Annotated in this window: 14 protein-coding genes and 1 pseudogene; 11 read left to right on the forward strand and 4 right to left on the reverse strand. The window is 71.3% G+C overall.

Annotated features, from left to right (window positions below; all coding sequences use genetic code 11):
- The first annotated feature begins 4 nt into the window (after positions 1-4).
- From ACFYMM_RS08495 to ACFYMM_RS08535, 9 genes and pseudogenes are all read left to right on the forward strand, one after another.
- Positions 5-1,282 carry an ABC transporter substrate-binding protein gene (locus tag ACFYMM_RS08495; RefSeq protein ID WP_388385044.1) on the forward strand — a complete coding sequence of 426 codons (1,278 nt, stop codon included), beginning with the start codon at positions 5-7 and terminating at the stop codon, positions 1,280-1,282.
- Positions 1,283-1,370: 88 nt separating this feature from the next.
- Positions 1,371-2,300, forward strand: coding sequence for a carbohydrate ABC transporter permease (locus ACFYMM_RS08500; RefSeq protein ID WP_388385295.1), 930 nt, complete (start codon positions 1,371-1,373; stop codon positions 2,298-2,300).
- On the forward strand, positions 2,297-3,166 hold the full coding sequence (locus ACFYMM_RS08505) for a carbohydrate ABC transporter permease (RefSeq protein WP_388385045.1): 870 nt from the start codon (positions 2,297-2,299) through the stop codon (positions 3,164-3,166). The genes ACFYMM_RS08500 and ACFYMM_RS08505 overlap by 4 nt, the downstream gene beginning before the upstream one ends.
- Positions 3,167-3,251: 85 nt before the next feature.
- A pseudogene (locus ACFYMM_RS08510) lies at positions 3,252-3,695 on the forward strand (alkaline phosphatase family protein); the annotation flags it as partial.
- Between the two features lie 215 nt (positions 3,696-3,910).
- On the forward strand, positions 3,911-4,345 hold the full coding sequence (locus tag ACFYMM_RS08515) for an alkaline phosphatase family protein (RefSeq protein ID WP_388385046.1): 435 nt from the start codon (positions 3,911-3,913) through the stop codon (positions 4,343-4,345).
- Positions 4,342-7,278, forward strand: coding sequence for a glycoside hydrolase family 2 TIM barrel-domain containing protein (locus ACFYMM_RS08520; RefSeq protein ID WP_388385047.1), 2,937 nt, complete (start codon positions 4,342-4,344; stop codon positions 7,276-7,278). The genes ACFYMM_RS08515 and ACFYMM_RS08520 overlap by 4 nt, the downstream gene beginning before the upstream one ends.
- 48 nt (positions 7,279-7,326) lie before the next feature.
- A complete protein-coding gene (locus tag ACFYMM_RS08525; RefSeq protein WP_388385048.1) occupies positions 7,327-9,156 on the forward strand; it encodes a LamG-like jellyroll fold domain-containing protein in 1,830 nt (609 codons plus the stop codon).
- A gap of 26 nt (positions 9,157-9,182) precedes the next feature.
- Positions 9,183-10,856, forward strand: coding sequence for a PHP domain-containing protein (locus tag ACFYMM_RS08530; RefSeq protein ID WP_388385049.1), 1,674 nt, complete (start codon positions 9,183-9,185; stop codon positions 10,854-10,856).
- A complete protein-coding gene (locus ACFYMM_RS08535; RefSeq protein WP_388385050.1) occupies positions 10,856-11,698 on the forward strand; it encodes a hypothetical protein in 843 nt (280 codons plus the stop codon). The genes ACFYMM_RS08530 and ACFYMM_RS08535 overlap by 1 nt, the downstream gene beginning before the upstream one ends.
- Positions 11,699-11,714: 16 nt before the next feature.
- On the opposite strand, the gene ACFYMM_RS08540 is transcribed toward ACFYMM_RS08535, so the two are convergent.
- From ACFYMM_RS08540 to ACFYMM_RS08555, 4 genes are read right to left on the reverse strand one after another with little or no spacing between them, the layout of a single operon-like run.
- Positions 11,715-12,170 (reverse strand): MaoC family dehydratase, encoded by a 456-nt coding sequence (locus tag ACFYMM_RS08540; protein ID WP_388385051.1) that lies wholly within the window; start codon positions 12,168-12,170, stop codon positions 11,715-11,717.
- 8 nt (positions 12,171-12,178) lie between these two features.
- Positions 12,179-13,681 carry an o-succinylbenzoate--CoA ligase gene (menE, locus tag ACFYMM_RS08545; RefSeq protein ID WP_388385052.1) on the reverse strand — a complete coding sequence of 501 codons (1,503 nt, stop codon included), beginning with the start codon at positions 13,679-13,681 and terminating at the stop codon, positions 12,179-12,181.
- A gap of 10 nt (positions 13,682-13,691) precedes the next feature.
- The gene (locus ACFYMM_RS08550; RefSeq protein ID WP_388385296.1) at positions 13,692-14,567 is read right to left on the reverse strand and encodes an amidohydrolase family protein; all 876 of its coding nucleotides are present in this window, start codon (positions 14,565-14,567) and stop codon (positions 13,692-13,694) included.
- Positions 14,568-14,578: 11 nt separating this feature from the next.
- On the reverse strand, positions 14,579-15,496 hold the full coding sequence (locus ACFYMM_RS08555; RefSeq protein ID WP_388385053.1) for an SDR family NAD(P)-dependent oxidoreductase: 918 nt from the start codon (positions 15,494-15,496) through the stop codon (positions 14,579-14,581).
- Positions 15,497-15,736: 240 nt separating this feature from the next.
- Between ACFYMM_RS08555 and ACFYMM_RS08560 the strand changes: the two genes are divergently transcribed.
- Together ACFYMM_RS08560 and ACFYMM_RS08565 are read left to right on the forward strand one after the other, a co-directional pair.
- Positions 15,737-16,156: a MarR family winged helix-turn-helix transcriptional regulator gene (locus ACFYMM_RS08560; RefSeq protein ID WP_388385054.1), complete on the forward strand. Its 420-nt coding sequence runs from the start codon at positions 15,737-15,739 to the stop codon at positions 16,154-16,156.
- Positions 16,153-16,914, forward strand: a complete 762-nt coding sequence (locus tag ACFYMM_RS08565) for an IclR family transcriptional regulator (protein ID WP_388385055.1) — start codon at positions 16,153-16,155, stop codon at positions 16,912-16,914. Before ACFYMM_RS08560 ends, ACFYMM_RS08565 begins: the two co-directional genes overlap by 4 nt.
- Positions 16,915-16,969 lie beyond the last annotated feature (55 nt).

Raw genomic sequence — 16,969 nt, forward strand, 5'->3', positions numbered from 1 at the left:
ACCCGTGGACCTTTCACGTAGAGGCTTCCTCCAGGCAGCCGCGCTCACCGCGGCCGCGTCCGGCCTCACCGTCGCGTGCGGCGGCGGCTCCGGATCGGGCGGCACCAAGAACGGCAAGAACCTCACCTTGTGGTACTGGGGCGGCGCGCTCAGCGACAAGGTGGTGGCCGAGGCGAAGACCCACTTCAGCGGCCAGATCAACCTGACCTCCGCCTCCATCGGCGGTGACTTCAAGCAGAAGCTCACCACCACCCTCGCCGCGGGCACGTCCGTGCCCGACATCACCGGCATCAAGGGCGAGGACATGGCGTCCTTCCTGCCCAACGCCTCCCGCTTCCTCGACCTGAACGACCTGGGCTTCAAGAAGATCTCGTCCCAGTACCTGGCCTGGAAGACCAAGCTCGCCCAGACCAAGGACGGCAAGCAGATCGGCTTCCCGATCGACATCGGCCCCACCGCGCTCTTCTACCGCGAGGACCTGTTCGCCAGGGCCGGGGTGCCCACCGATCCCGCCAAGGTCGCCGCCCTCGTCACGACCTGGGACGACTACTTCACGCTCGGCACCGAGGTGCAGAAGAAGAACCCCGGCACCTACCTGGTCAACAACCTCGGCTCCATGTTCGACATGACCGTCGGCCAGGGCACCCAGCGGTTCATCGACAAGAACAACCACTTCATCGGCGACCAGGACCACATCCGCGCCGCATGGACCACGTCGGTGCGCCCCTACACCCTGGGACTCGACGCCAAGATCAACGACAACACCTGGAACGCCGCCGTCGGCAAGAACCTCCTCACCGAACTGGGCGCGGCCTGGCACGCGCTGGACATCGAGCAGGCCGCCCCGGCCACCAAGGGCAAGTGGCGGGTGTGCGCGATGCCCGGCGGACCGGCCAACCAGGGCGGCTCCTACCTGGCCCTGCCCACGCAGTGCCGGAACCCCGAAGAGGCGTTCAAGATCATCAGCTGGATCCTCAGCCCCGCCAACGACGCCCGAGGTTTCACCGACGCCGCCATCTTCCCGGCCGCCCCGGCCGCCTACGCCATGCCGGCCATGACGGGCCCCGACGCCTTCTTCGGCGGGCAGAAGATCATCGAGATCTTCGGGCCGGCCGCCAAGTCCGTCCCGGACAGCTACGAGGCCCCGGCCGATGCCGCCGTCATGGCCCCCTACAAGACGGAACTGACCAACATCGAGACCAAGGGCAAGAAGCCCGACGACGCCTGGAACGACGCGGTCAGCCAGGCCAAGCAGATCGCCCGCCGACAGGGGGTGAGCTGAGGTGTCGTCACCTCCGGTGACCGGTGCCGCCGCGGTGCCCGACCACCGCGGCGGCCCGGGCCCGGCCCGTTTCCGTCCACGGCGCGCCGTGCCCGCGGGCCATGCCCGGCCCACCCGGGCCCCCCGGCGCGGTCCGCTGTCGTACTGGCGGCAGTACCTGGCGATCTCGCCGTTCTACCTGGTCTTCGTCGCGTTCTCCTTCTTCCCCGTCTTCTACTCGCTTTATCTGGCCTTCCAACGCTGGGACGGCCTGGGCGACATGCAGTTCGTGGGCCTGCAGCAGTTCCGGTTCCTCTGGTCGGACCCGGTCTTCTGGCTGTCGATCCGCAACACCCTGGTGATCTGGGTGCTGTCCACCGTGCCCACCCTCTTCGGCGCCCTGGTGCTGGCGACGCTGCTGCACTCGGTGCGCCGCTTCAAGGGCTTCTACCGCATCGCCCTCTACGTTCCGAACGTCACCTCGATCGTGGCCGTGGCGATCTTCTTCGGCGCGGTCTTCAGCAACAACTTCGGCCTGGTCAACGCGATCCTGGGCACGGTCGGCGTCTCGCCGGTGCCGTGGCTGAGCAACCCGTGGCTGATCAAAGTGGTCATCGCCCTGCTGATGACCTGGATGTGGACCGGCTACAACATGATCATCTACCTGGCCGGTCTCCAGGCGATCCCGACCTCGATCTACGAGGCCGCGAAGATGGACGGTGCCGGTCCCGTTCGCACCTTCTTCAAGATCACTGTCCCGATCATGCGGCCGATCATCCTGTTCACGGTCATCATCTCGACCATCAACGGCCTGCAGAGCTTCAGCGAACCGCAGGTCCTGTTCGCCAACAACGCCGCCAACGCGAACCTCGGCGGCCCGGGCCAGGCCGGCCTGACCACCTTGCTGTACTTCTACCAGTCGGCCTTCCTGAACAACGACTACGGCTACGGCGCGGCCATCGTCTGGGCCTTCTTCGTACTGATCATCGTGCTGGTCGCCGTCAACTGGCGCATCACACAACGGGGGAGGAAGCCATGACGACGGCGGACACGATCCGGCCGGCCACCGGCTCGCGGCGGTGGCGCCGCCCCAAGGGCCTGACCGCCCACATCCTGCTCATGCTGTCCGTCGTCGTCTCGGTCTTCCCGTTCGTGTGGACGATCGTCATGGCGACCAACACCACCCAGGACATCTACAAGAGCCCGCCGAAGCTGACCCCGGGCTCCCATCTGCTGGAGAACATCCGGCATGTGCTGAACACCATCGACTTCTTCGGATCGATGCTCAACACCGTCGTCGTGGCGTGCGTGACCACCGTCCTGGTGCTGTTCGTCGACTCGCTGGCGGCCTTCACGTTCGCCAAGTTCGACTTCCCCGGGCGCAAGGTGCTCTTCGGCACGCTGTTGCTGTTCATGATGCTGCCGCTGCAGCTGGCGGTCCTGCCGCAGTTCATCCTCATGTCCAAGATCGGCTGGGTCGGTACGCTGCAGGCGCTGGTGCCGCCCGCCCTCGCCAACGCCTTCGGCATCTTCTGGCTGCGCCAGTACATAGAGAACGGCGTTCCCGACGAACTGCTCGACGCCGCGCGCATCGACGGCGCCGGGTTCTTCCGCCAGTACTGGAACATCGCGCTGCCGATGATCAGGCCCGCGCTGTCCTTCCTCGCCATCTACGCCTTCGTCGGCGCCTGGAACGACTACGTGTGGCCGCTCATCGTGCTCACCAACCCCGCCCATGTGACGCTCCAGGTGGAGCTGGCCCAGCTCAACGTCGGCCACACCACCGACTACAGCATGGTCATGGCCGGTGTGCTGATGGCCGCGCTCCCGCTGGTCGTCGTCTTCGCGGTCTTCGCCCGCGGGTTCATAGCGGGCGCCACCGAAGGCGCCGTCCAGGGCAGCTGAACCGCGGCCACGAGAGAGGAGGTGGACAGTGACGTACCACGGCGGTGGAACGCGGCCCGGGCCCGGCCGGGTGCTCGTGGTGGGCATGGACGGGCTGCGCTTCGACCGGCTGGTCCGGTCGCCGTCCACGGCGCCCGTGCTGCACGGCCTGATGGCCGCGGGTTCCGTCGGCACCAGCCTCCTGCCGTACGGCGAGGCGGACGGCGGGGCCGCGGACGGCCCGCTCACCGGCATGGCGTACACCGATTCCGGGCCCGGCTGGTCGAGCGTCCTGACCGGAGTGTGGCCCGACCGGCACGGGGTGACCGGCAATGACTTCACCGGCGCCGACTACGCCCGCTGCCCCGACTTCCTCAGCCGCGCCGTGGCCGCCCGGCCCGGTCTGCGCGCCGCGGCCGCGGTGTCCTGGCCGGAGCTGGTCCACCGCGGCACCCTGGGCCCGGCCGTCGGCCGGCGGGTGCACCACGACGGCGAGTCGGACGGCTACCTGGCCGCGGACCGCCGCGTCGCCCGCACCGCCGCCCGCTGGCTCGTGCCGCGACAGGCGACGTTCGCCCCGTCGCGACGCCCGGCACGCCCCCCTCCCTCGAACCGGCTTCGCCGCGGGCGGGGGAACCCCCTTCGCCGCACCGGGCACAGGCCCACGTACGTCCAGTACGAGGGCCCGCACCCGGCACTCCCCCAGCCTTCGGCCGGGGGGACCCCCAGAGCACGCACCGGACGCCGCTCCTTGACGGGCAGACGTTGCCTGCCGCGGCACTGGCCGAGGACGCCCCGGACGTCCTGTTCGTGTACTTCGGCGCCACCGACGAGGCCGCCCACGCCTCGGGTCCCCTCTCCGCCGCCTACGACGAGGCCCTCCTCGCCCAGGACGGCCACCTCGGGCGGCTGCTGGCGGCGATCGACGCCCGCGGCGCCGACGAGCGCTGGACCGTGCTGGTCACCACGGACCACGGTCACCTCGACACCGGCGGCCACGGCGGCGACACGCGCGCCGAACGGGAGGTCTTCGTCGTCCTCGCCGAGCCCGGCGCACCGCGCGGCGCCCGCCTCGACGCGCCCCGCCTGATCGACATCGCCCCGACCGTCCTGGACCGTCTCGGCATCCCCGCCGACCCCGGCCACAACCTTCCGGGCCGGGTCCTGCCGCCGCCCGCACCGACTTCGGAATGGTCATGACCGACGCACATCCGCCGATGGACCCGCTGCCGGCCCTCCGCCCCTGGGAGACACCCGAGGTGACCTCCTGGCGCCGGCTGCCCATGAACGCCGTCGACCGGCGCTCCGGAGCACTCCCCCTGGACGGCGACTGGCGGTTCCAGTTGCTGCCAGCTCCGGACGCGCCGGTCGGCGGTGCCTGGTCGACGGCCCACGTCCCCGGCGCGTGGACCATGCAGGACACGGACGACCTGCCGCAGTACACGAATGTGCGGATGCCGTTCCCCGAGTTCCCGCCGCGCTCCCCCGCCGCCAATCCGACCGGGGTGTACGAGCGTGAGCTGGACGTCCCCGCCGAGTGGGCGGGACGCCGGATCGTGCTCCAGGTGGGCGCGGCGGAGAGCGTGCTCCTGGCGCACGTGGACGGGCGGCCCGTCGGCGTCTCCAAGGACTCCCATCTGGCCGCCGAGTTCGATCTGACGGACGTCGTGCGCCCCGGTGAGCGGTCGGTGCTGCGGCTCACCGTGGTCAAGTGGTCGGACGCGTCCCACATCGAGGACCAGGACCACTGGTGGCACGGGGGCATCACCCGCTCGGTGCTGCTGTACGCGACGGACCCGCTGTACCTGGCCGACGTCACCGTGCGGGCGCGGCGGGACGGCGAGTTGCGGGTGGACTGCCAGGTGCGGGACGCGGGCGGGGCGCTGCCCGAGGGGTGGTACGTCAGCGCCGACCTGGACGGTGAACCGCTCGCGCAGGACGCGGAGTTCGACCGGGTCAACATCGAGGACGACCGGGTCTCCGACTTCCTGGGCGAGGCCCGGATCCGGGCCGTCGTGCCCGGGGCGCGCACCTGGAACGCGGAGGAGCCCGAGCTGTACGGGCTGACCGTGCGCTTGCACCGGGCCGACGGGAGCGTGGCCGACTCCTCGTCCCACCGCGTCGGCTTCCGCGACGTCGAGATCAGCGGCCGGGACCTGCTGGTCAACGGCGAGCGGGTGTTCATCCGGGGCGTGAACCGGCACGACTTCCATCCGCTGACCGGCCGGACGGTGTCGTACGACGACATGCGCGCCGACCTCGTCCTGCTGAAGCGGTTCGGCTTCAACGCGATCCGCACCTCGCACTACCCGAACGACCCCTCGCTGTACGACCTCGCCGACGAGCTGGGCTTCTACGTGGTGGACGAGGCGGACATCGAGTCCCACGACCACGCCCACGAGATCGCCGACGACCCGCGCTACCTGAACGCCTTCGTGGACCGCGTCTCGCGCATGGTGCTGCGGGACAAGAACCACCCGTCGGTCATCGTCTGGTCCCTGGGCAACGAGTCCGACTACGGCGCGGGCCACGACGCGGCGGCGGGCTGGGTGCGGCGGCACGACCCGAGCCGGCCGGTCCAGTACGAGGGGGCGGCCAAGCGCGGCTGGGCGGACCCGGACCTGGCCTCCGACATCGCCTGCCCGATGTACGCACCGCTGGAGGACTGCGTGGCGCACGCGCTCTCCGGCGAGCAGACCAAACCGCTGATCCAGTGCGAGTACTCGCACGCGATGGGCAACAGCAACGGCACCCTCGCCGACCACTGGGCGGCCATCGAGTCCACCCCGGGTCTTCAGGGCGGCTTCATCTGGGAGTTCTGGGACCACGGAATTCTGCAACGCGTGAGCGACGGAAGACCGGCCGGGCGCGCGGGCGCCGGACTGTACGACAACGGTGTCACCGCGCCCGGGTACCGCTGGGCGTACGGCGGCGACTTCGGCGAGGCCCTGCACGACGGGGCGTTCGTCGCGGACGGCGTCGTCTTCCCGGACCGCACGCCCAAGCCCGCGATGTACGAGCACCGGGAGATCGCGGCGCCGGTCCGCATCCGCTGCTTCCGGCACGAGGGGATCGTCCTCGCCAACCACCAGCACTTCCGCGGCCTTCAGTGGCTGGCCGCGACCTGGGAGCTGTCCCTCGCCGACGGCCGCACCCTCACCGCCCCGGCCCGCCTGCCCGGTCTGCGGCCGGGTGAGACCGCCGCCGTACCGCTGCCCTTCCAGCTGCCCGAGGACGGCGGCGAGGCCTGGCTGACGCTCAGGGTGACGACGGCCGAGGATCTGGCCTGGGCACCGCGCGGCACCGAGGTGTGCGCGCCGCAGCTGCGGCTGCGCGCCGCCGCGCCACCGGCCGAGCCCGTCGTCGCCGGGCGGGTCGAGGTCGACGCCGAGGGGCACCTCGTCCACCCCCTGCTGACGGCGGCGCCGACGCTGTCGCTGTGGCGGGCGCCCACCGACAACGACGAGCTGGGCGGGATCGCCTCGCGCTGGCGGGCCTGGGGCCTGGACTCGCTGGTGCGCAAGCCGGTGACGGTGCGGCGGCACGGGGACCGGGTGAGCGTGGTGGCGGAGTACGCCGGCACGACCGGCGTCGTACGGCACCGGCAGGTGTTCACACCGGTCGAGGGCGGTGTGCGGGTCGAGGAACAGGCGGAGCTGCCCGCGGGGTTCGACGACGTGGCGCGGGTCGGCTCGGTCTTCGAGACGGTCGCCGGACTCGACCTGCTGGAGTGGTTCGGGCAGGGGCCGTGGGAGTCGTATCCGGACCGGAGCGTGGGCGCGCCGGTCGGCCACCACGCCGTGCCCGTCGATGAACTGTTCACCCCGTATCTGCGTCCGCAGGAGAGCGGCGGCCGCTACGGCGTGCGCAGCTTCACCCTGTCCGCGCCGGACGCCACCGGTCTCACCGTCACCCTGGACGAGCCGCGCCAGGTCTCCGTCACCCGCTACCGCGCCGAGGACCTGACGGCCGCCGCCCACCACGACGAACTGGTGCCGCGCGCCGGCTGCGTGGTGCACCTCGACGCGGCGCACCGGGGTCTCGGCACGGCCTCGTGCGGCCCCGACACCTTCCCCTCCTACCTCGTCACCCCGGGCGTCCACCGCTGGAGCTGGACCCTGCGCGTTCTCTGACCTCCCTCCGCGAACCCCCTTCTGCCCGAAGTCCCTTACGGAGCACACGTGTGTACGTCGCATGACCACAGCCAGGGCGAGGCCGCGCAGGCCGGCGCCGCACGACGCAGTTTCCTCAGAGCCACCGCGCTGCTCGGCGCCGCGGCCACGGCGGGGGCCGCGCTGCCGGCCGTCGCCGAGGCGGCGTCCGCGAGCGGCCGGCGTCCCGACCCCGACAGCCGCCGCTTCACCCTCGCCGTGATGCCCGACACCCAGTACCTCTTCGACGGGCCGAGCATCGACAAGGCGCCCGTCGAGGCGTCCCTGCGCTATCTGCTGGAGCACGGGAGGGAGGAGAACATCGTCTTCCTGTCCCACCTCGGCGACCTCACCCAGAACGGGGCCCCGCAGGAGTTCGCCGCGATCGGCGAGGCGTTCGGGCTGCTCGACCGGCGGGGCGTCGGCTACAGCGTGCTGGCCGGCAACCACGACGTGAAGTCCTCGACGGACGACCAGCGCGGCCCGACGCCGTACCTGGACGCGTTCGGGCCGCGGCGCTCGCGGCACAGCCCGACGTTCGGCGGCGCCTCGGCGGACGGCTACAACACCTACCACCTGTTCAGGGCGGCCGGGCGGGAGTGGATGGTGCTCGCCCTGGACTGGCGGCTGTCGGCCAAGGGGTACGCCTGGGCGAAGGACGTCCTCGCCCGGCACCCGAGGACGCCGGTCATCCTCACCACACACGAACTGGTCGTCCAGGACGACCGGTTGTCGGAGTACGGGCAGCAGCTGTGGGACCAGCTGATCGCGGACCACGACCAGATCTTCCTCGCGCTGGGCGGCCACTACTGGCCCGCCGGCCGGGCGGTCCGCAAGAACGCGGCGGGCCACGACGTCCACCTCCACCTGACGAACTACCAGAACCGGTACTTCGGCGGCGCCGCGATGATCCGCCTCTACCGCTTCGACCTGGACCGCGACGTCATCGACGTGGAGACCGTCTCCCCATGGATACTCGGCCGGGCCGCGAAGGGCCTCAACGAGCTGGAGCGGCAGGAGATCGAGCTGAGCGGGGACGCCGACCGCTTCTCGGTCGACATCGACTTCGCGGACCGTTTCTCCGGCTTCGCTCCGGTGCCGGCGCGTCCGGCGCGGCCGGCCTCGGAGATGCTGATCCCCGGCACGGTCGCCTACTGGCGTTTCGACTCCCCGGTCTCCGGCGGCACGGTCCGCGACCGGTCCGGCAGGGGCAACGACCTCACCGTCGTGTCGGTCGGCGGCGGTTCGCTCGGCTGGTCCGCGGACCATCACCCCGACCAGCCCGGTCACGGCAGCCTGGAGTTCCAGGGCTACAAGTCGCCGCTGACCGGCGCGTATCTGCAGACGGTCGACAAGGCGCCGCTCAACTCGGCGGAGTTCAGGGACGGTTACACCATCGAGGCGTTCTACCGGATGCCCGCCGACTGGGACCCGGACCACAACGCCTGGTCGGGACTGGTCAGCCGGCGGGGGACGGGCGGCGCCGCGGGCAAGACCGGCGACGACCCCGACGAGCCGCTCGCCACACTGTCGCTGTCCAACGACCGCGAGCCGCAGTGGGCCATGCGTCCGCTCGACCAGGAGGGCATCGCCACCAACTGGGGCCAGGAGACACCACTGGAGACCTGGTGGCACCTCGCCGTCGTCAATGACGGCAGGCACACCACGCTGTACGTGCAGGGCTGCCCGGTCGTGCGCAACCCGAAGGCGACGGCTGTCGGGATCACCTCGGTCGGGCTGCCGTGGCTGCTGGGCGGCTACACGTACGCCGACAAGATCGACCAGATCTTCCACGGCCGGCTCGGCGATGTCCGGATCGTCTCGCGGGCGCTGCCCGTCTCGTCCTTCATGACTCACTGACGCCACGCAGAGGACCTTCGACGACCATGACAGAGCAGCAGCTGCCCTCCTGGGCGGACCCGTCCGTCTCCCCCGCCGCCCTCGACCCCCAGGGCGTCTCCCGTCGCGGACTCCTGCGCCGTGCGGGCCTGTTCGGCGCGGCCTTCGCCCTCGGCCCGGCGGCCGCCCCGGCCCTGGCCGCCGACCGCTTTCCCGGCTTCGGCGGCGAGGACCCCCGTCTCGCCTACCTCGTCGGCGACCACCACGTCCACTCCGTCTACAGCCACGACGCCAAGTACACGTTCAGCCAGCAGGCGCAGGCCGCCGCGAAGTACGGCCTGGACTGGATGGTGTTCAACGAGCACTCCAACTTCGGGCACGCCTACTACGGCGCGAAACTGGAGCACGCGGAGATCCTCAAGGCCCGTGCCGAGAACCCGCGCCAGCTGATCTTCCAGGGCCTGGAGTGGTACATCCCGGCCGCCGAGCACTGCACGGTGTTCGCCGCGCCCGGCCCGCACGAGACCGACCTGCTCACGCGGTTCGAGCTGGCCTACGACGGCAAGCTGCTCGGCTACACCGACGGCTCGGCGACCGGCACGGACACGGCCCGCAACGAGGCGCACGCCGTGAAGGCCGTCAAGTGGCTCGCGGAGCAGCGTCGTTCGGGTTACGTCGACGACGTGCTGGTCCTCGCCAACCACCCGCTGCGGCTGGGTATCGACTCCCCGCACGAGATGCGCGGCTGGCGGGACGCGGCCCCCGAGATCATGATCGGGATGGAGGGCGCGCCCGGCGCCCAGGGCGCGGCCCTGCCCGGCTGGCGGGGAGCCACGTCGATCCGCGGCGAGTACGAGAACAAGCCGTCCGCGCAGTCGTGGCCGGGCTATCCGGCGGACGCCTACCTCACCTACGGCGGCTTCGACTGGGCGACCGCGACCGTCGGCGGCCTGTGGGACTCGATGCTGGCCGAGGGCCGGCTGTTCACGATCACCACCAACTCCGACAACCACCGCACCGTCTTCGACACCTGGAAGAACGGCGACTGGCCGGCCGGGCAGAACTTCGACAACACCGGCAGGCTGCCGGACCCGGTGAACACGGACACCCCGCAGCCGGGCAGCGACTTCTGGCCCGGCGAGTTCAGCCGCACCCACGTCGGCGTGACCCGCTACGGCTACCGGGCCGTGATGGCGGGCCTGCGGGCGGGCCGCGTCTGGCTCGACCACGGGCATCTGCTCGACGGACTCGACGTGCGGCTCAGGCGGGACTGCGACGCGGGCCGGGGTGTCACGCTCGGCGGCCGGCTGCGCGTCCGCGGGGGCGAGAAGATCACGCTGTACGTCACGGTGACGACCGCCTCCCGGGCCAACCCGCAGGGCATCCTGCCGGGGCCGGCGCACGTCGACGTGATCCGGGGCGCGGTGCGCGGCCCGGTGACCGACCCCGACACCTGGCAGGCCCCGGACACCAGGGTGGTCCACACGGCGGACGTGTCCGGCCGCGTGGGGACGTACACCCTGCGCGTCCCGCTGACCGCAGGGGACGAGTCGTTCTACGTCCGGCTGCGCGGCAGCGACGGCAACCGGCACGGCGCCGGCTACCTCGGCGCGGCCGTCGACCCGCACGGCCCGATCCCCCACGAGCCCGGCAACGGTGACCCGTGGGCCGATACGTGGTTCTATTCGAACCCCATCTTCGTCGACGTGGCAGGAGCCTGATGAAGCGTCAACTAACAGCAGCGGCAGCCTTATTGGGTGCGCTCGTCCTCGGCGCGGGCAGCGCGTCGGCCGACGGCGGCAGCCACTGGACCGAGACCGGTACGGCGTACACGGGCTCGCTCACCGGTGGCGAGGGGCTGGCCAGCCGGGCCGACGGCTCGCTGCTCTACCGCGGCCTCGCCACCATCCCGCTGGACCTCAGAGTCCAGGGCTGGAACCACGTCGGCGACCCGGACATCGCGAACGGCTATGTCTTCGACGCCTACCAGGGCGCCGACACGGCCACGTCGAAGATGTTCGCCGTCACCACGCCGTCGGGGCAGCGCTACGACTACGTCCACCAGCTCGACCCGGGCGAGAAGGTCAACAACTCCTTCGCCGCCGTCTCCCCGGACGCGCGCTGGCTGGTGTCGGGCGAGTGGGGCGACGAGAGCAGGCTCCAGGTGTTCCCCGCTCCCCTGCTCAACCCGTCCACCCCGGCGAACGGCGGGGCGCTGCCGCAGGCCGGCCAGATCAGCCTGGACCGGCCCGTGCGCGACGTCCAGGGCTGCGATTTCGTGACCGACACCCGGCTGGTGTGCGTCTCGGACGACGCCTCGGGGACCCTGTTCCCCGAGGTCCGTCCGCTCCTCCAGGTGGACCTGCCGCACCGGCTGGACGGGCAGCCGGTCACCGGCACGGTCACGAGCCTGTTCGCGCTGCCGCAGCGCAGCCTGTGCACGGGCACCTTCGAGGCGGAGGGCGTCGACTACGACGTGCGCAGCGGCACGCTGCGCGCCGAGGTCGTCCAGCCCGGCGCGTGCGTGGTCTCGACCAGCGTCTACTCCTACCGGCAGGGATAGCGCGGGTCGGGAGAGGTCAGGCGTAGAAACGCGAGAGGCTCTGCAGGACGGCGGCGGGCTTGGCCCCGCCGTCGATCTCGATCGTGCCCTCGACGGCTATCTGCACCCCGCCCGGTACGTCCTCCACCTCGGCGAGCCTCGCGACCAGCCGGATGCGGGAGCCGACCTTCACCGGGGAGGGGAAACGCACCTTGTTGAGGCCGTAGTTGACCTTCGTGGTGACGCCCTGGACGTCCAGCAGTTCGGTGAACAGCGGGATGAACAGCGAGAGGGTGAGGTAGCCGTGGGCGATGGGCGCCCCGAACAGTCCCTCGGCGGCGCGCCGGGGATCGACGTGGATCCACTGGTGGTCGCCGGTCGCGTCGGCGAAGGTGTCGATGCGTTCCTGGGTGATCTCGATCCACTCGCTGGTGCCCAGATCGCCGCCCGCGAGCTTCTTCAGCTCGTCCAGGCCGTTGACGGTGATGCTCATGGAGTTCCTTAACTGTTGCCGTACCGGTTGCGGACACGGGACTTGAGGAGTTTTCCGGAGGCGGTGCGCGGGAGTTCGTCCGCCAGCACCACTGATTTCGGGATCTTGTACTTGGCGAGGCGTCCGGCCAGTGAGGCCAGCACGTCGTCCGGGTCGAGCGAGGCGCCCTCGCGTGGCACGACGACGGCCCGCGGCACCTCGCCCCACTTCTCGTCCGGCACGCCGATGACCGCTGCCTCGGCGATGTCCGGGTGGGACAGGAGCAGGTCCTCGATCTCGGCGGGGTAGATGTTCTCGCCCCCGGAGATGATCATGTCCTTGATGCGGTCGACGATGTGGACGTACCCGTCCTCGTCGACGCGCGCCGCGTCCCCGCTGCGGAACCAGCCGTCCGCGAAGGATGCGGCGGTCTCCTCGGGCAGCCCCCAGTAGCCGGGCATGACGTGCGGCCCGCGCACCATGATCTCGCCGGTCTCGCCGACGTCCACGGGGGTGAGGTCCGGCCGTACGACCCGGACGTCGCTGAAGAAGTGCGGCACCCCCGCCGAGCCCGCCTTGCTGACCGCGTGCTCCGCGTCCAGGAACAGCGTGCCGGGGGACGCCTCCGTCATGCCGTAACCCTGGAGGAAGGTCAGGCCCCGCTGCTGGTAGGCGGCGATCAGCGGGGTCGGGACCGGGGAGCCGCCGCAGGTCAGGATGCGCAGGGAGGACAGGTCCGCGTCGGGCCAGCGCGGGTGCCTGGCCATCTGTTCGAACATGGTCGGCACCCCGAACATGAAGGTGATCCGGTGCTGTTTGATCAGGTCGAAGGTGGCGTCCGGATCGAAGGCCTCGACCAGGACGCAGGTGCCGCCCTTCAGGAGCACCGGGAGGGTGAGCATGTTCAGGCCCGCCGTGTGGAACAACGGCGCGGAGACCAGGGCACGTTCGTCGGCGATCAGGTCGTGGTCGACGAGGACGTTGACCGCGTTCCAGGTGAGGTTGCCGTGGGTGAGCATCGCGCCCTTGGGGCGGCCGGTCGTCCCCGAGGTGTACATGATGATGCAGGTGTCGTCGGGGGTGACGGGTTCGTCGACGGGCTCCGCCGGGGCGGCGGCCATCGCCTCCTCGTACTCGGCGCCGACCTCCAGGTAGGTGCGGATGTCGGTGCCGCCCGGCAGCCCGGCGACGAGCCCGGCGTGCGACGGGCCGTAGACGAGGGCCTTGCAGCCGGAGTCGGCGAGCTGGTAGGCGATCTCCGGGCCGGCGAGGCGGGTGTTGAGCGGGACGAAGACCGCGCCGAGGGTGCCGGCCGCGAACAGCGTCTCCAGGTAGGCGGGGTGGTTGGGGCCGAGGTAGGCGATGCGGTCGCCGCGCCGCACGCCCCGGGCGCGCAGGGCGTGCGCGAGGCGGGTGGTGCGGTCGTGCAGCCGCGCGTAGGTGAGCGAGGTGCCGCCGTGGATCAGGGCGGTGCGGTGCGGGGTCTTGCGGGCCCGGCGTGCGGGCCACGACCCCAGTCCCTCATTGCGCATCCGGCACCCCTTACGGTTTCGTCAGCCCGAGCAGACGGGCGGCGTTCTCCTTGAGGATCTTCGGCCGGACCTCGTCCTTGATGGACAGCTTCTCGAAGTCGGCGAGCCAGCGGTCCGGGGTGAGGACGGGGAAGTCGGAGCCGAACAGGACCTTGTCCTTCAGCAGCGTGTTGGCGTACTGCACCAGCTGCGGCGGGAAGTACTTCGGCGACCAGCCGGACAGGTCGATGTGCACGCCGGGCTTGTGCGTGGCGACGGCGAGGGCCTCGTCCTGCCAGGGGAACGACGGGTGCGCCAGGATGATCCTCAGATGCGGGAAGTCGGCGGCCACGTCGTCCACGTGGAGGGGGTTGGAGTACTTCAGCCTGATCCCGCCCCCGCCGGGGACCCCGGCGCCGATGCCGGTCTGCCCGGTGTGGAACAGGGCGATGGTGCCGGTCTCCTCGATGACCTCGTAGAGGTCGTACGCCACCGAGCGGTCGTTGGGGAAGAAGCCCTGGATGCTGGGGTGGAACTTGAAACCCTTGACCCCGTACTCCTCGACCAGGCGCCGGGCCTGCCGCACGCCCGCCTTCCCCCGGAAGGGGTCGATGGAGGCGAAGGGGATGAGGACGTCCGCGTTGGCGGCGGCCGCCTCGGCGACCTCCTCGTTCGGCACCGGCGGGGTGCCGGTCGCGGACTCGGCGTCCACCGTGAAGATCACGGCGGCCATCTTCCGCTCGCGGTAGTAGGCGGCCGTCTCCTGGAGGGTCGGTTTCCGTTTGCCCTGCACCTTGAAGTAGGCGGAGGAGGCGTCGTGCAGGTCGTCGTCCAGGGAGGAGTGGCCCTTGGCGGACACCTCCGCGTGGGTGTGGACGTCGATCGCGACGAGATCCCCGACGTCGATGCTCGTCATGGTCAGGCCTCCGGGAACTTCGGGGCGGGAATGCCGACGCTCTGCGGCTCGGCGCCGACCGAGGTGGAGAAGGCGTCGGCCAGGGCCTCGGCGCTCCAGCCGCCGTCCGCGTACGCCGTCCTGATCTCCTGCGGATGCGACCAGAGTGCCACCTTGTCGCCCCCGATGCCGATGGCCTGGCCGGTGATGCCCCGGGCGGCCTCGGAGGCGAGGAAGGCGACGAGGCCCGCGCAGTCCTCGGGGGTGCCGAAGCCCTCGCCCTGGCGCAGGAAGGCGGGGAACGGCTCGCCGTTCTTCAGCGCCTCGACATAGGGGGCGAAGGCGGGGATCGTCTCGGTCATCGCGGTCGCGGCGACCGGCACGATCGCGTTCACGGTGATGCCCGCCCGGCCCAGCTCCATCGACCAGGTACGGGCCATGGCCGCGATGCCGGCCTTCGCGGCGGCGTAGTTGGTCTGCCCGAAGTTGCCGCGCTGCCCGGCCGGGGAGCCGACCAGGATCAGGGTGCCGCCCCCGCCCTGCTCGCGCATCCGGACGGCGGCGGCGCGGGCGCAGGTGAAGGTGCCCTTGAGGTGGGTGGTGACCACCGCGTCGAAGTCGTCGTCGGTCATCTTCCACAGCACCCTGTCGCGCAGGATGCCGGCGTTGGTGACCAGGACGTCGAGCCGGCCGAACTCCTCGACGGCCCGGCCGACCAGCCGGTCCGCGGCCTCGCTCGTACCGACCGGGACCACCTCGGCGACGGCGGTGCCGCCGGCCTCGGCGATGGACTTCACGGCCGCCTCGGCCACGGCCTCGTCGACGTCGTTGACGACCACGGAGGCGCCGTGGGCGGCCAGGGCGTGCGCGTAGGCGAGGCCGAGGCCCCGGCCGCTGCCGGTGACGACGGCGACCTTGCCGGTGAGATCGATGGTGGGCACGGGTGGGTCCCTTCACGAGCTGATCGGGTACTGCGGCTGCCGAGATCGAAGCTAAGAGCAATAATTGTTGACGTCAATAGTTGTTGGAGACCCACGGGTGCGACATGCTGGAATCTCCAGGCCGCACCGAGCACAGCCGCACCGAGCACAGCCGCATCGAGCACAGGGGAGCACGCCATCACACGCCAGCACGTCACTCCGAAGCCCATCGACGCGCCCATCGACGCGAACGAGCCGTGGATGCGCGGGCTGCACGCCGACACCGGCTACCTGCTCTACCGCCTCGGCCTGCGCTCCGGTCAGCTGTTCAACACCTTCCTCCAGGAGTCGGGCCTGCGGCTGCGCCACTACGCCGTGCTGCGCTTCCTCGCCACCTCGCGGGGCGCCCTGCAGCGGGAGCTGAGCACCCGGCTCGGCTACGACCCCAGCGCGATCGTCGGCCTGGTCGACGACCTGGAGAAGCTGGGCTTCGCCGAGCGCCGCCCCGCCCCCGACGACCGCCGCAGCCGTATCGTCGTGCTCACCGAGGACGGCCGCGCGTTCCTGCGCGACACCGACGAGGCGGGGCTGCGCGTGACGAACGAACTGCTGGCCCCGCTCGACCCCGCCGAACGCGAGACGCTCCAGACCCTCCTCCTCCGGGTCGCCGACCAGCCATGACCGCCCTGTCCGCCCCCGAACGACTGCTGTCCGTACTCGCCGCGTTCGACCACGGGCATCCGGCGTTGTGCCTGACCGACATCAGCCGGCGGGCCGGACTGACCCTGACCACCACGCACCGGCTGGTGGCCGCCCTCACCGGGTGGGGCGCCCTGGAACGGGACGCGGACGGCCTCTACCACGTGGGGCTGCGCCTGTGGGAACTGGCCGCGCTCGCGCCCCGCGGGCTCGCCCTGCGACAGGTCGCGCTGCCGTACCTGGAGGACCTGTACGAGGCCACCCACGAGAACGTGCAGCTGGCGGTCCGGGACGGCGGCGAGGTCGTCTACACCGAGTGGCTGTCGGGACGCTCGGCGGTCGGCGTCCACATCAGGGTCGGCGCGCGCTGGCCGCTGCACGCCACCGGCGTCGGCCTCGCCCTGCTCGCCCACGGCGACCCCGGCTTCCAGGACGCGTACTGCGCCGGCCCGCTCGCCGCCTTCACCCCGTACACGATCACCGATCCGGTACGACTGCGCCGGGTGCTGGCCGAGGTGCGGCGCACGGGCGTCGCGGTGAGCAGCCGCCAGGTCACCGACGACGCCCTGTCGGTGGCGGCCGGGGTGCGCGGGCCGGGCGGGGACGTGGTGGCCGCCGTGTCGGTCGTCGTACCCCACGTCGACGCCCAGGTGCCGGCACTGGTACCGGCGGTCCGGCTGGCCGCCCGCGGCATCTCCCGGGCACTCGGCTGGCAGCCGGCCCCGGCGCCGGCCCCTTAGGCGGGCGCGGCGCGGACGGCTTGTTCAGTGAGTGAACTCCTCGCCCCCCAAAGCA

The organism is Streptomyces sp. NPDC006739, from assembly GCF_042869815.1.
Classification (GTDB): domain Bacteria; phylum Actinomycetota; class Actinomycetes; order Streptomycetales; family Streptomycetaceae; genus Streptomyces.